The sequence below is a fragment of the Saccharolobus solfataricus genome (assembly GCF_900079115.1).
Taxonomy (GTDB): Archaea; Thermoproteota; Thermoprotei_A; order Sulfolobales; family Sulfolobaceae; genus Saccharolobus; species Saccharolobus solfataricus.
In genome coordinates, this window is the sequence record NZ_LT549890.1 from 150,623 (window position 1) to 165,069 (window position 14,447).

The window sequence follows — 14,447 nt, forward strand, 5'->3', positions numbered from 1 at the left end:
CTAATGTGGAGAAGTGTACCATTATATAATATTGTTTTAGAAAAGATCTTAGATAAAATAAAGAAGAATAACAATAATATAAGAGATGATGATCTTTTTAAAGAAGTAAGAAATTCGACAAACTATGAAGTATCTTATGATGATTTCTTAAGAGCCTTAATGGCATTGGAGATTAGAGGTTATATATCGGTTTCACTAATTAAAGAAAATGTAAGAATGATAACTTATTTAGGTGATAAGGAATAGGAGTAGATTTAGCAGATTTAGTAAAAGATGTAAAAAGAGAGCTTTCGTTTTCTGAACTTAAAGGAAAGAGGGTAAGTATCGATGGATATAATGCGTTATATCAGTTTTTAGCTGCAATAAGACAACCGGATGGAACTCCCTTAATGGATTCACAGGGGAGAGTAACTAGTCATCTAAGTGGATTATTTTATAGAACGATAAATATCCTAGAAGAAGGTGTCATACCAATCTACGTCTTTGATGGTAAACCGCCAGAGCAAAAAAGTGAAGAGTTAGAAAGAAGGAGAAAGGCAAAAGAAGAAGCTGAGAGAAAGTTAGAAAGAGCCAAAAGCGAAGGGAAGATAGAGGAGCTAAGGAAATATTCACAAGCTATACTTAGATTATCAAATATCATGGTAGAAGAAAGTAAAAAATTGTTGAGAGCTATGGGAATACCTATAGTTCAAGCACCTTCTGAAGGAGAGGCTGAGGCTGCATATCTGAATAAATTAGGATTAAGCTGGGCAGCAGCAAGTCAAGATTATGATGCGATACTTTTCGGAGCTAAAAGGCTAGTAAGAAATTTGACAATTACAGGGAAAAGAAAGCTTCCTAACAAGGACGTATATGTGGAGATAAAACCAGAATTAATAGAAACGGAAATCTTACTTAAAAAATTAGGAATAACAAGGGAACAACTAATTGATATAGGCATATTAATTGGAACAGACTATAATCCTGATGGAATAAGGGGCATAGGACCAGAAAGAGCACTAAAGATAATAAAAAAATACGGCAAGATAGAAAAAGCAATGGAATATGGTGAAATTTCAAAAAAGGATATTAATTTCAATATCGATGAAATTAGAGGTTTATTTTTGAATCCACAAGTAGTTAAACCAGAGGAAGCTTTAGATTTGAATGAACCTAACGGAGAAGATATAATTAATATCTTAGTATATGAACATAACTTCAGTGAAGAAAGAGTGAAGAATGGAATTGAAAGATTAACTAAAGCAATAAAAGAAGCTAAAGGAGCGTCTAGACAAACAGGATTGGACAGATGGTTTTAATACTTTAAAGTTAAACTTAAAGTTATCCATTAATATCTACTACCTTGTGATTACAAAGGATTATTATCCAATTTTTATAGACCTTTCTAATTTTCGTATACTTATAATCGGAGGAGGCAAAGTAGGTACAAAAAGAGCGTTAGCTTTTAAGAGATATGGAGCTGACGTATCTGTCTTAAGTTTGGATTTCTCCCAAGATCTTCTTAATTCAGACATAAGATTGATTAGGGATGACGCGAATAAAATCGATAGTAATCTAATAGAAAAATATGATATAATTTTGACTTGCACGAATAATTCTGAACTTAACGAGAAACTCTGTAATATAGCCAAAAACCTAAGAAAACTTTGTAATAATCCTACTAATCCAGAAAACTCTAACTTTATAGTACCAATATTCTATTCTGATAACGACTTAGAAATAGCTATAACTACTAGAGGAAAATCTAGTATCTTAGCTAAAGAAATCCTAACCAAAACAATTAGTATAGCTAACAGCTCAGAAATAAGAAATTTATTAGGTATAATGTATGATGTAAAGATTCTATTAAAGAAAAAAGTAGCTGATCCATCTGTTAGATATTCATTATATCATAAAATATATAATGATGAAAAATTCAAATATTATGCTACTAATGGTTTAATAAATAAAGCATTAAATAGAGCGGAGGAGATAATTAATGAGCAAGGATGAAGAGTTACTACAAAATTATTGTTCGATTTTATTTACATACAAAACTATAGGAATAAGTAACCTTCACTTATATTACTTTAGGGAAACGGAAATAAAATCGTTAAAACAATTAATCAATGCTGAATTTGCTATTCTACAAACTTGTAATAGAGTTGAAATATATCTATATTCAGATACTAATACATTAAAGGAGGTTAATAAAATAATCCAATATTTGAATAACATACATAATGAACCTATCGGAAATCAAGCTAGGGTACTCTGTGGTAAAGATGCTGCAAAACACTTATTTTTGGTAGCTAGTGGAGCTGATTCACTATCTATTGGAGAATACGAAATCTTATCTCAAATAAGATCTACTATTGATATGTTTAAAAAATTAGGCTTCAGCGGAAAATATTTACAAATATTTTTCGAAAGAGCAATTAAAGTAGGCAGAAAAGTTAGAGAAGAGACTAGTATTTCTAAGGGGAAAGTTGGTATATATTCTCTTGCTATTGATGAGGCTAAAAAACGATTCAATGATTTTTATGATAGAAGAATATTAGTAATAGGAGCTGGCGAAATGGCGCAGAAAATAACTAGTATGCTCCACAATGAAGGAGCCAAAGATGTTACAATAATGAATAGAACAATAGAAAAGGCAAAACAACTTGCACTAAAGTTCGGCTATAACTACGAAAAATTAGATTTAGACAAGTTAGGTAACTTCGATGTCGCTTTTATATCAATTTATCATGAGAATCTTAGACTTGAGAACAAATGGAATACATTAATTGTTGATATAACTGTCCCGCCCCTATTTACTGGGAATAACGTAATTACACTAGAAGAATTAGAAAGAATATCAAACCTCAACTTCAAAGCTAGAGAAGAGGAATTAGCTAAAATTAATAAATTGGTAGAGGATGGAATAAATGAATTACTATATGATTACAAAAAAGAAATCTATACGGAATTCATGTCAAAAATAATGAAAAGGATAGAAACTATAAGAGAAAACGAGATTCTAAGAGCGTATAAAGAACTTGAGAAACTTGGAATAAACGACCAACAAGCGAAGGAAATACTAGATTTGATGACTAGATCAATCATTAAAAAGTCATTCCAACCCCTTTTCGATAATATAAGATCACTAATATTTAACGGAGAAAATTCGATAAACTACATTAACTTTCTAATTGATATTTTTAAAGATGGTAACATTTCCGGTTTTGAGACCGAGAAGATTAAGGAAAAGCAAGTTAGTGAGAGATCTAGTATCTGAAACATCTATTTCACAAAACGATTTAGTACTTCCAGTATTTATAAAGGAAAACATAAATGAGCCAGAGCAAATTGCTTCGATGCCAGGTATATATAGATATCCGCCAAATGATAAGTTAATCAACTATCTACAAGATAGTTACGAAAACGGAATTCGAAGTGTAATATTGTTTGGAATTCCTTCTTATAAAGACGATATAGCATCTTCAGCCTATGATAAAAATGGTATAATACAGAGAGCGGTTAGAATAATAAAGGATAGTTTTAAGGATAAGATTATAGTAATCACAGATGAGTGTACTGATGAGTATATGGCTAATGGTCATTGTGGTCTTGTTAAATATACTAACGGGTGTTATGTGGTAGATAATGATGAAAGTCTAAAGATTCATGCTAAGATTGCATTAAGTCAAGCTGAAGCTGGTGCAGACGTTATAGCTCCATCCAGCATGATGGATGGAGTAGTTAGGGCTATAAGAGATGCGCTAGATAGTGCCGGCTACATTGATACATTAATATTGTCATATAGTGTAAAGTACGCTTCAGTAATGTATGGTCCCTTTAGGGATGCAGCGTACTCTAAACCCGCATTTGGAGATAGAAGGGGATATCAGATGGACCCTAGAAATGCATTTGAGGCAATAAAAGAAGCGAGACTAGATATAGAGGAAGGTGCTGATATTTTGATGGTTAAACCTGCCCATACATATTTAGATGTAATAAGATTAGTGAAAGACCACTTTCCAGAATATCCGCTAGCTGCATATCATGTTAGTGGTGAATATAGTATGATAAAGGCAGCTGCAATTAATGGATGGATAGACGAAAAGACTGCAGTCTTAGAAATTACTACTGCAATAAAAAGGGCAGGGGCTGATTTAATCATTACTTATTATGCTAACGATATTGCTAGATGGATAAAGGACGGTGTACCATTTTGAATAGCGAGGAACTATGGGCTCAAGCTAAGCAATTATTTGCTGGAGGAGTAAATAGTCCAGTTAGAGCAGCAGTAAAGCCATTCCCCTTTTATGTAGAAAGGGGAAAAGGAGCTTATATTTACACGGTCGATGGTAAAAAGTTCATTGATTATGTATTAGGTTATGGGCCTCTAATTTTAGGTCACTCCCCAGAATCCGTAAAGAGAAGAATAGTTGAGCAATTAGAAAGAGGTTGGCTTTTCGGAACTCCTAGTGAATTAGAAATAGAATTAGCTAGAAAAATAAGGTCACATATACCATCAGCGCAGAAAATAAGATTTGTAAATAGTGGAACTGAGGCTACAATGGCAGCTATAAGATTAGCTAGAGGCTATACAAAAAGAAGCAAAATATTGAAGTTTAGCGGAAATTACCATGGAGCTCACGATTACGCACTTGTGGAAGCAGGAAGCGCTGCTACAGAATATAACGTTGCAACTTCTGATGGTGTACCAATGGAAATAATGAAGACCGTAGAAATATGCGAATTTAACGATCTTGATTGCGTAGATAAAAAATTGAGAAACGAGGATATAGCTACAGTAATCTTAGAACCCGTTATGGGCAATGCTGGGGTAATCTTACCTGAAAAGGACTTTTTATTTGGATTAAGAGAACTCACAAAAACCTACAACTCTCTATTGATCTTCGATGAAGTTATAACTGGTTTTAGAATCAGCATAGGTGGGGCACAATCTTACTATCAAATTTATCCAGACATAACAACACTAGGTAAAATAATAGGTGGTGGTTTCCCTATCGGTGCAGTAGCAGGAAAAGCAGAGATTATTGATAACTTTACTCCAGCTGGTAAAGTATTTAATGCTGGCACATTTAACGCTAACCCAATATCTATGATTGCTGGAATTGCTACAATAGAAGAACTTGAAAAAGAATACCCATATATTATCGCAAACCAAGCCGCCAAGACCCTAGTGGAGGAATTAGAAAGGTTGCTAAAAACAAAACATACAATAAACCATGTTGGGAGTATGTTTCAGATATTCTTCGGAATAGATGAGGTTAGAAATTACTCAGATGCTAAAAGAGCTGATAAAGAGTACTACATAAAGTTTCATGAAAGACTGTTAAAGGAGGGAGTTTTCATTCCGCCAAGTCAATATGAGACAATTTTTACTTCAGCTGCCCATAAAGATGATGTAATTGCTGACACTATAGATAAGCTTATGAAAGTAATAGGCGAACTAAATTGAAAATACTAATAGCTGCAAGAGGAAGTAAACTAAGTAGAGTACAAGTAGATATGGTAGGTGAAAAATTAAGAAAAATTGGAATAGAATATGATGTAATAGATATAAAAACAAAAGCTGACTTGTTTTCTACTGAACCATTAAGTAAATTAGGTAAAGGAGTTTTTGAAAAAGAAGTCAATGAGGCTGTATTGGAGGGAAAAGCCGATGTTGCAGTTCACAGCATGAAAGATATCTTATCAGAAATAAATCCTGAACTAGAAATATTTGCAGTAATAGAAAGAGATCCTCCATATGATATATTAATTGCAGAGAAAAATTTACATAAATTGGACCCAAATACTACAATAGGTACAAGTAGTATAAGGAGGAAAAACTTTATTAAATACATCAGACCAGAAATAAATACTAAAGATATTAGAGGTAATGTGGACACTAGAATAAGAAAATATTTGTCTAAAGAGTATGATGGTTTAATATTAGCTGAGGCCTCAATAAAAAGGCTCAATATTAGTATAAGTTATCACAGGCTTAATGTCTACGATTTCACTCCAGAAGCTAATCAAGGTATTATAGTAGTCTTAGGAAGAAAAAAAGATGAAAAGGTAAAAGAGGTATTTAAAGAAATTACTCATAAAGATACATTAGATGAGGCATTAGCTGAAAGAGCTACAATTAGTGTAGTAGGAGGAGGTTGTCATTCTCCTATTGGTGTGTTATTCAGAAAAGAAGGAAAAGAGTTCTATGGGATTGCAAGTTATAGTGATGGGAAGAAAAAAATTACCGTTTCCATTAGCAAGGCGGGGGATCCGTATACTATAGGATCTGAATTGGGCTTGCTACTAAAAAAGGAGATGAAGAATGAGGGTATTATTCCTTAGGCCCGATAATGAAGATAATGAACTCAATGAAAAGCTTATGATACTTCGGAAAAACGGAATTGAAGTTCTAAACATTCCCATCTTTAAAATAAAATGCGTCTCATATTCGTTACCGACCTATGATTATGAGGCACTAGCATTTACAAGCAGAAATTCAGTCATTTGTTTCAAAGATCGCACCTTAATTAAAAACGTTCATAAGATATACGCTATCGGAGAAGAAACTGCTGAGTTATTAATGAAAATGTATAATGTAAATCCGATAACTCCAGAGAGATTTACGAGTATAGAACTAGCTAAAAGAATTTTGGAAGATAAGGTAAATAGTATACTTAGCATAAGGAGTAGAAAAGCTTCTGAAGATATGAGAAATATTCTTAATGGCAAAATTAAATATGATGAGATTTACGTATATGATTCAGAAATAATCAGAGATAATATAAACGAAATATCCAAAATTCTAACCGAATGTGAAGTTGACGCCATAGCATTTACTAGTTCGTTGATGGCTAAGCTAATTGGTCCTTTTATTAGGGGTAAGTGTAATATAATAATCTTTAGCATAGGTCCAATGACGACAGAAACTTTGAAACGAGTTAATAATAAGGTAAAAATAATAGAAAGCAAGACACATTCTATTAAAGGCATTATAGAAACTATTTTAGTGGAGATGAAACGAAATGGACGAGATTAAAGATTTAACGCTTAAAGTTCTTAAAAAGATTGATAATACAGTAATTGATAGTAGTCTTCAGATTAAGTACTATCAAGGCTTTAAAGATAGATTTGATGTATTCGGCGAGTACGAAAATCAAATAGGTATTTTTGAATTCGCAATAAGTTTTGATAAAAAGGGTAATTTAAAAAGATCTCATATTAATATGATCTCTCCAAAAAATATAAGAAACGACTTAGAAAAGAAAATATACAAAGAATAGGTGCGTGATTTGAAGACATTGCTAATAGTCATTGATGGTGTTAGTTATTCTGTTTTTAATCAATTTAGATATAATTTAGATACTATGAATAATCTTATTGAAAATGGAAGCTTTGGTAAACTAGAAAGCGTTTTCCCAACAATAACACCAGTAGCTTTAGCGTCTTTATTTACGGGATACTTGCCATTAAATCATGGGATAACTTCCACAAAGATCTTCATAAAAGGTAATAGCCTAAGTAAACCCCTATCAGCACATAGTAGCACACCATTAAAGGTTGACCCGATATGGTACCTTTTAGCGAAGAAAGGATATAAAGTAGTAGTAGCCTCAGCACCTCAAGCCCTACCAGATAAATGGAAACTAAAAAATCTTACATTATTTGATCCATATAAATCCAAAATTAAAGAGTGTAGCGATGGGGCTTTGCTCAATATCGGAAACACAACAATAAACGAAGTTAATTTTGATATAGAGAGCAATAATAACGAGTATACTATAAAAATAACTGATATCGAGAATAATACCTTGTCATTAAAGTTAAGGCAAAATGAATGGACCTCTCCACTTGAGGTAATAATGGGATGTAAAGGAAAAGAAATGAAGGGAACATTTAGATTAAAGGGATTGAGTAATGGGGTTTATCTCACACCAGTATCGTTCCTAATCCCCAGTTGGTCAAATAATCAAGAGTTACAAAATGAAATATGGGAGAACGTTGTTAAGAAATACGGAATGCTTTTGGATGGTGATTATATTTCTCTAAAGTCCAATATAATCGGTTTCAGCGAATATTATGAAACTCTAAAATTTGCATATGAATTTTTCTATAACTATTCACTATACTTGCTTAAACGAGAAGAATGGGATTTTGCAATAACATACTTACCCATAGTAGATAATATACAACACCTTCTTTTTGGGGTAGACGATTCACAGTCATTAGATTACGTGTTTCAAGTATATAAGATGGCAGATAACTTCGTGAAAGCGCACATAGAATTAGCTGATAATATAATTATTTGTTCAGATCATGGAATAAATAAGGTAAAAAAGAGGCTTTATCTTAATAAATTTTTAGAGGAACTGAATGTGCTAAAAACGGTTGACGATAAGAAAATAGATTGGAAGAGAACTAAGGCGTACTACGGTGGTGGAGGAATTATTAGAATAAATCTAAGAGAAAGGGAGAAATTCGGAATAGTAGGTAAAAAAGAGTTTAATAAATTAATTAAATATTTAACTATTAATCTAGAAAGATTAGAGGATCCAGATACCGGAGAAAGAATATTTACCGTGATTTATTCTAATGAGACTCCAGCAAGTGATAGACAAGGCGATATAATGATCGATGGTGTTAACCCAAAATACTCTATATCAAGTAATATAGAAAAAGACACGATATTTGAAAATGTCATTCCTTATCGTACGACTACGGCAGATCATGGATATTATAGAAATGATGACATTAATGGAATTATAATATTCTATGGGAAGAATTTCACTAAGAAACAAGTAAACATGAAGATAGTTGACGTAACTCCCACGATATTGAAACTTTATGGAATAAATTGTAAATCTGATGGAAAAATTGTAAATGAGGTCTTCAAAAATGGACATGCCGATAGTACTAAGTAAAAGGCATAGAAGGCTTAGAAGTATGAAAGATTGTGAGCCAGGTTTACCATATAATGAGATCGTGGAGAACGGGAAAAGAATAGACTTATGCTATAGCAAACAGTATAAAAAATATACGAAGAAAATTGAGATACGAGTTGGCACCAGTATCCTCCATAATAAATTACTGCGAATATTTCCTAATATAGTAAAAATCTATTCTAAGCACTTCATTAATTTACCAGATTTAATAACAGAGAATACTGAGAAAAGGGAATTAATATTCATTGAATTAGAGAATTTGATTATAGGAGGAGGAACTTCTGGACTAGGAGTCCTATCAGAAATAAGTAAGGAGGAGAAAACGCTCCTAATATCATCTAATATCGAATCCAATACTGATATACCTTACCCATTACCGCAAATTAACAAAGATGAGTTCTCTAAGTTATTAAGGGATACTATTAATGAAAATAAAGATAGGATTTTAGAGGGAATTTTATTAGGCAAATTTGATGAAGGAATAGGATTTCTTACAAAGGATAAGATATTAATGGTGAGAGCTAAAAGAGTCTTTTTAGCAACAGGCGGAAGATACATTCCACCAATATTTGATGGAAACGATATACCCGGTATAATATCAAAGAATCTTTACCTAAGATATGGAAATCGCATTACAAAGGCGATTGCTTTAGGAAATAGTGACGATATAATAAAAGTATTGTTTAAAGTTGAAAAGAGGGTTATAATCAATAATGGCGTATTATTTTTGTCAAAATATTATAAGGAATTAATAGACGAGCTAGGTGTAGAAATAATAAATACTAACAACTTGAAAGTGAAAAGAGAAAAAGGTGGAATGCTAAAGATAATCACTAATGAAAGATCTTTCGATTCTAATATTTTAGTTTATGCAATAGTTAAACAACCGAAAATAGACCATTCATATAATATTGGGATACCATATAATTTTAGTGAATATTTCCACATCTATATGCCGATACATTCTATAGAGGGAAAGACTAATGATAACATCTACATAGTTGGAGGAATGCGTGGAATCTCAGATGAATACACTTCATTCTTAAGCGGAAAAACAGCTGTTAATGAGAAATATCTAGATGAATTCATAAATAATTTGAAAGATTATACGTATATTTATGATTATTATTATCAAAAAAATCCTAAGGAAAATCCCTCTCCGTATATTTATGGGAATAAGGGATACGTATGTGAATGTGAAGATATTACCCTAAGCGAAGTAAATAGACAAGTAGGCAGAGGATTTAGTAAAGTAGAAGAAATTAAAAGAACTATAGGTTTAGGTACAGGAGAGTGTCAAGGAAAATTATGTACGTATTCTCTAGGAAGTTTTCTAGGTGATAGGCAACTTATAACGTTTAGAACTCCTCTTTATAGAATGGTGATTTAAATGATAATCATTGTTGGTGCCGGTTCCCATGGTTTAAGTTTAGCATATCATTTAGTAAAAAAGGGCTATAGTAAAAAAGATATTACACTAGTAGAATGGAAAAGAATCGGTTATGGGTCGAGCAGTAGAAACGCAGCTAGATACAGATATCATTTTTACAGCAAGGAAAATGTGGAGTACGCTATAAATGCGATAAGTTATCTAAAGAAACAATCAAAGGAACTTGAGTATAATTCATTATTATTAAGAACTGGATATTTATGGGTCATTAACGGAGAACAAGAGTATAGTCTATTTAAAAAACTAGACAGTTTTTGGAGCTCATATAATATAGGAGGGAAATTTATAGAATGTAAGGATAATTACGCTTACATAAAATTTGAAGGACAATGCTATTTGGCGCCTCAAGATGGCGCATTTCATCACGATTATATACTGTACAGTTACTATTATTCGATTAAGGATAAAGTTTCTACAATTTATGATAAAGTGGTCTCTCTAATAAAAGATGATAGCAAGATAAAAGGTGTAAAACTAAGTAGCGGAAAAGAACTATATGGGGACAAGGTTATAGTTACTGCAGGAGCTTGGAGCGGCGAAGTGCTATCCAGTATTGGTATAGAGGTACCTATATTTCCAGAGAAGAAAGAGATATATATCACGGAACCTTTAAGATATTTCCTCGAACCTTTAATTATAGACTCTAAGCTTCAAATCTATTTCTCACAGACATTGAAAGGAGAGATAATAGGTGGAATAGAAGATAAAAGGGAATACAAATTTGAGGAGTTCACAATATCCATATCTAATGCGATAAAATTTCTCAAAGGTATAAGAGAATTAATAAAGGGAATAGATGGGATAGGAATATTAAGAGGTTGGTCAGGGTATTATGAAATGACTCCAGATAGTTCTCAAATCATGGGATATTCTAATGATTGGCCAGAAGGTTTATTTATTGATGCAGGTTATAGTGGTCATGGCATGATGTTTGCCCCTTACTCTGGGAAAATAATGGCTGATCTAATCGCAGACAATTACAAGAATAAATTCATAGATATTTTCTCGCCATCCAGATTTAAGTTAAATAAGCTAATTAACGAGACACTAGTAATTTAACTCATGGCATGCTGATCGCTATTTTACCTAATTTTTTGGAAATGTATTCGGCTAATTCTTTACCATAACTTCTCCTTCCTCCATCTGTTATGATATATTTTGCGGAAGTTCTTTCTACATAATATATAAGATCGTCGAAATCAGCATGATCACTAAAGGATACCGTATATGATTTTTCATCAATTTTCTTCACCACATTCTTAAATTCCCACCCACTTAGCAAGAAATTATAATATTTACCGTTTCTTCGTTTAAATTCGTTATAATGAGAAAAAGAAATATACCAGCTATCACGCATTATTTCTTTAGCTTCACTTTGGCTTTCATCAAAAACTTGGCTTATATTATAACCATACTTTATTGCAATATTAGTCATCTTAGAAATTTTCCCGCCTACTATAAAAGGAGCATCCACACCCATTTTTCTTAAACTAATCATTACCTCTTGTAATTTTCCATGATAGCCATAAATTCTCACTGGTCCATACATAAGTGCGTCTCTAACATAGTCTGCAAATAAACTCTCGACATCATCTTTAAATGGTCTTCTGAAATCAGGTCTACCATATGTGGCTTCAATTATTAAAATATCTGGATGAAGTATAGGAGTGCCCTTACCTGGATTCTTAAAATCGCCAGTGTAGCCTATTTCTAAACCGTTTTCAAGTGTAATGAGAACCTGGGCAGAACCTATTACATGATCTGATTTCTTTAGCACAATATTCTCATCCTCAAATGTCATTTTTATATCGTAATTTAAACCAAACGCTTTTCTAGGTGGTATGGCGTAGTCTAAACTTAATATATCCAGCGTAATGGGTGTTGCGATTATACCATCAGAAATTGAAATACTTTTCTCAAGACCCGTTATATGATCAGCATGAAAATGCGTCACAACCCTAAATGGGCGTTCATGATGTCCATCTATAGTAAATCTTTTACCAATTAAAATAGCCCCATTAGGAAGTATCTTTACAAGACTCTGCACATGATAACATATACAAAGCTCCGATATATTTTAAACGCTCTCATCTACAGCTGGTGATTCGATCTTCTTCTTAGGCTGCTTATTGTACATTTCAAGTATCTCATCAGTAGTCGTAGCATCTTCTGGACTCTTATCATCCCTCCATCTTATAAATCGAGGAAATCTTATAGATAAACCAGCATCCTTCTCTACTACGTCTTGACAACAAGTATGTAAAGGAGATATCGTTATCTCTGATCCAATTATCTCCGCAACATAAACTGGCTCTACCCATATATCTGGTTCCATCTTAGAATTAACCCTAGGATGCTTAACGTCCCTCTTTATTTCCATTAACTTCTTTTGTAACTCATCAAGCTGTTCATCTGAAAAACCACTAGCTACCTTGCAAACGGATTCAAAAGAATCAGTCTTAGGATTATATGCAGCCATTAATAACGAGCTTATCTTACCGCCTCTTTTACCCTTACCGTAGAAACCGCCAACCACTACTAAGTCAACTGTATCAGCCATCTCGCTTTGATAATCACGTTTAAGCTTTATCCATAACCAACCCCTAGCACCCGCTTGATATATTGCATCTTTTCCGATTGCTTTCACCATCACTCCCTCCCCGCCCTCCGATATGGCTCGATAGAAGAACGATTTAAGATCCTCTACATTATTAGCTTGAATATGATGAGCTATTTTTACATAATCATTTGGTTTTACAATACTCTCTAGCAATTTTCTTCTAGCTTCTAATGGCTTTGTAGTATAATCTACATCTTCATAATACATTAGATCGAAGAGAAATACGTTAACTGGGTACTCCTTAATTGCTTCATAAATATCTGACTTTCTCTTTCTGTGCATTAACTCTTGAAATGGCCTCATCTCTCCACTTTCTGGATCTATAGCTACTATCTCTCCCTCTATAATGAATTCTTTACCTTCTATGTATTTACTAACATAATCAACTACATCTGGATACTGAGAAGTAATGTTCTCTAATCTTCTAGAAAATATGAAAATTTTATCTTCTTTTTTGTGTATTTGTGCTCTCTCTCCATCATATTTATAATCAACTATGGCATTCCCACCCATTTTCTTTAATATTTCTTCAGGATTTGATAGCCTTTCAGCTAGCATTGGCCTAATTGGTATTCCAACTTGAGGCTTTAGAGTCTTTAGCGCTTCAATTCCCTTTTCTACTATAATTTTTGCAATGTTTCCTAGATCTGCCCTAAGATTATAGGCTCTTTCAATTATTTCCGATGCTGATTGCCCTCCACCAAACGCTATTGCCATAGCATCTAAAACTGTTGCATCTCCTATACCTACTCTAAGCCGACCTTCAACAAATCTGACTAGGAACTTAGCCTCTAATGGATCTGCCTTTTTTAACAAGCCGGCTAATAATCTTATCTTTAAATCTCTACTACCCTCTCCCGTAGTTAATGCTACCTTAGATAATGTAGAGTAAACTTCGTCCACTGTTAAGCTCTCTTTACTTGTGGTACCCAAAAATCCTAAAATTCCTGTACTTTGCTGCTTACTTTTTAGTCTTCGAGCCACCTCTCCAAGATCTCCTATCGTTTTATACAGATTTTCTACTGAATTTTCATCCGTGTTTGTGGCTATACTGATTGCTTTTATTAGGAATTTCTCTCCGATCCCAAGCTCTGGATAACCTAAAAAATCAGGCCACAATTTGCCTTGTATAATATAAACTACTTTATCTATAATTGTCTTGTCACTTTTACTTAAAAGATCAGCTAGTAAAGCTGTAAGCTGAAGCCTCGAAGATATTTTCTCCAATTTATCAAAGTACTCGGCAATAACTTTAAACTCCATAGATTAATTTATATTATCTGCAGTTATTTATAATCATTTCACGATGATGAATACTCGGCAATTACCGATTTCGAATAATGAAGAGTCAGAGTTACTCTGAGTATATAGATAATCATATGGAGCGATTCAGGTCTCCTTTGCGAATTGTAATTTATAAATAATGCAGTTGTAAAATGTTAATATTGAT

General features: G+C 33.0%; 14 protein-coding genes. 12 read left to right on the forward strand and 2 right to left on the reverse strand.

Features of this window, described 5'->3' with window-relative positions:
- The first annotated feature begins 3 nt into the window (after positions 1–3).
- From SSOP1_RS00875 to SSOP1_RS00930, 12 genes are read left to right on the forward strand one after another with little or no spacing between them, the layout of a single operon-like run.
- Positions 4–246, forward strand: coding sequence for a hypothetical protein (locus tag SSOP1_RS00875; RefSeq protein ID WP_014511500.1), 243 nt, complete (start codon positions 4–6; stop codon positions 244–246).
- Positions 243–1,298, forward strand: coding sequence for a flap endonuclease-1 (fen, locus tag SSOP1_RS00880; protein WP_014511501.1), 1,056 nt, complete (start codon positions 243–245; stop codon positions 1,296–1,298). Before SSOP1_RS00875 ends, fen begins: the two co-directional genes overlap by 4 nt.
- 46 nt (positions 1,299–1,344) lie before the next feature.
- Entirely contained in the window at positions 1,345–1,992 is a 648-nt protein-coding gene (locus SSOP1_RS00885) for a precorrin-2 dehydrogenase/sirohydrochlorin ferrochelatase family protein (protein WP_009990410.1), read from the forward strand.
- Positions 1,979–3,259, forward strand: coding sequence for a glutamyl-tRNA reductase (locus tag SSOP1_RS00890; protein ID WP_009990412.1), 1,281 nt, complete (start codon positions 1,979–1,981; stop codon positions 3,257–3,259). Before SSOP1_RS00885 ends, SSOP1_RS00890 begins: the two co-directional genes overlap by 14 nt.
- The gene (gene hemB, locus SSOP1_RS00895; RefSeq protein WP_009990414.1) at positions 3,189–4,199 is read left to right on the forward strand and encodes a porphobilinogen synthase; all 1,011 of its coding nucleotides are present in this window, start codon (positions 3,189–3,191) and stop codon (positions 4,197–4,199) included. The genes SSOP1_RS00890 and hemB overlap by 71 nt, the downstream gene beginning before the upstream one ends.
- Complete coding sequence (gene hemL, locus SSOP1_RS00900) at positions 4,172–5,452, forward strand: glutamate-1-semialdehyde 2,1-aminomutase (RefSeq protein ID WP_009990416.1); 1,281 nt, start codon at positions 4,172–4,174, stop codon at positions 5,450–5,452. Before hemB ends, hemL begins: the two co-directional genes overlap by 28 nt.
- Positions 5,449–6,330 (forward strand): hydroxymethylbilane synthase, encoded by an 882-nt coding sequence (gene hemC / locus SSOP1_RS00905; protein WP_009990418.1) that lies wholly within the window; start codon positions 5,449–5,451, stop codon positions 6,328–6,330. The genes hemL and hemC overlap by 4 nt, the downstream gene beginning before the upstream one ends.
- Positions 6,311–7,024 carry a uroporphyrinogen-III synthase gene (locus SSOP1_RS00910; RefSeq protein WP_009990420.1) on the forward strand — a complete coding sequence of 238 codons (714 nt, stop codon included), beginning with the start codon at positions 6,311–6,313 and terminating at the stop codon, positions 7,022–7,024. The genes hemC and SSOP1_RS00910 overlap by 20 nt, the downstream gene beginning before the upstream one ends.
- Entirely contained in the window at positions 7,011–7,268 is a 258-nt protein-coding gene (locus SSOP1_RS00915; RefSeq protein WP_009990421.1) for a hypothetical protein, read from the forward strand. The genes SSOP1_RS00910 and SSOP1_RS00915 overlap by 14 nt, the downstream gene beginning before the upstream one ends.
- Positions 7,269–8,906, forward strand: a complete 1,638-nt coding sequence (locus SSOP1_RS00920) for an alkaline phosphatase family protein (RefSeq protein WP_009990422.1) — start codon at positions 7,269–7,271, stop codon at positions 8,904–8,906.
- Positions 8,881–10,317: a (2Fe-2S)-binding protein gene (locus tag SSOP1_RS00925; protein ID WP_009990424.1), complete on the forward strand. Its 1,437-nt coding sequence runs from the start codon at positions 8,881–8,883 to the stop codon at positions 10,315–10,317. Before SSOP1_RS00920 ends, SSOP1_RS00925 begins: the two co-directional genes overlap by 26 nt.
- Positions 10,318–11,436: an NAD(P)/FAD-dependent oxidoreductase gene (locus tag SSOP1_RS00930; RefSeq protein WP_009990425.1), complete on the forward strand. Its 1,119-nt coding sequence runs from the start codon at positions 10,318–10,320 to the stop codon at positions 11,434–11,436.
- Between the two features lies 1 nt (position 11,437).
- Here SSOP1_RS00930 and SSOP1_RS00935 read toward each other — a convergent pair whose 3' ends face one another.
- Positions 11,438–12,424 (reverse strand): MBL fold metallo-hydrolase, encoded by a 987-nt coding sequence (locus tag SSOP1_RS00935; protein WP_009990426.1) that lies wholly within the window; start codon positions 12,422–12,424, stop codon positions 11,438–11,440.
- A 30-nt stretch (positions 12,425–12,454) separates the two neighbouring features.
- Positions 12,455–14,260 carry an ATP-dependent DNA ligase gene (locus SSOP1_RS00940; RefSeq protein ID WP_009990427.1) on the reverse strand — a complete coding sequence of 602 codons (1,806 nt, stop codon included), beginning with the start codon at positions 14,258–14,260 and terminating at the stop codon, positions 12,455–12,457.
- Positions 14,261–14,447: the final 187 nt, after the last annotated feature.

Coding starts and splice junctions, on each gene's coding strand:
- SSOP1_RS00875 (WP_014511500.1), top strand. CDS start 4: ATGTGGAGAAGTGTACCATTATATAATATTGTTTTAGAAAAGATCTTA.
- SSOP1_RS00890 (WP_009990412.1), top strand. CDS start 1,979: ATGAGCAAGGATGAAGAGTTACTACAAAATTATTGTTCGATTTTATTT.
- hemB (WP_009990414.1), top strand. CDS start 3,189: ATGGTAACATTTCCGGTTTTGAGACCGAGAAGATTAAGGAAAAGCAAG.
- hemL (WP_009990416.1), top strand. CDS start 4,172: ATGGATAAAGGACGGTGTACCATTTTGAATAGCGAGGAACTATGGGCT.
- SSOP1_RS00910 (WP_009990420.1), top strand. CDS start 6,311: ATGAGGGTATTATTCCTTAGGCCCGATAATGAAGATAATGAACTCAAT.
- SSOP1_RS00915 (WP_009990421.1), top strand. CDS start 7,011: ATGGACGAGATTAAAGATTTAACGCTTAAAGTTCTTAAAAAGATTGAT.
- SSOP1_RS00925 (WP_009990424.1), top strand. CDS start 8,881: ATGGACATGCCGATAGTACTAAGTAAAAGGCATAGAAGGCTTAGAAGT.
- SSOP1_RS00930 (WP_009990425.1), top strand. CDS start 10,318: ATGATAATCATTGTTGGTGCCGGTTCCCATGGTTTAAGTTTAGCATAT.
- SSOP1_RS00940 (WP_009990427.1), bottom strand. CDS start 14,260: ATGGAGTTTAAAGTTATTGCCGAGTACTTTGATAAATTGGAGAAAATA.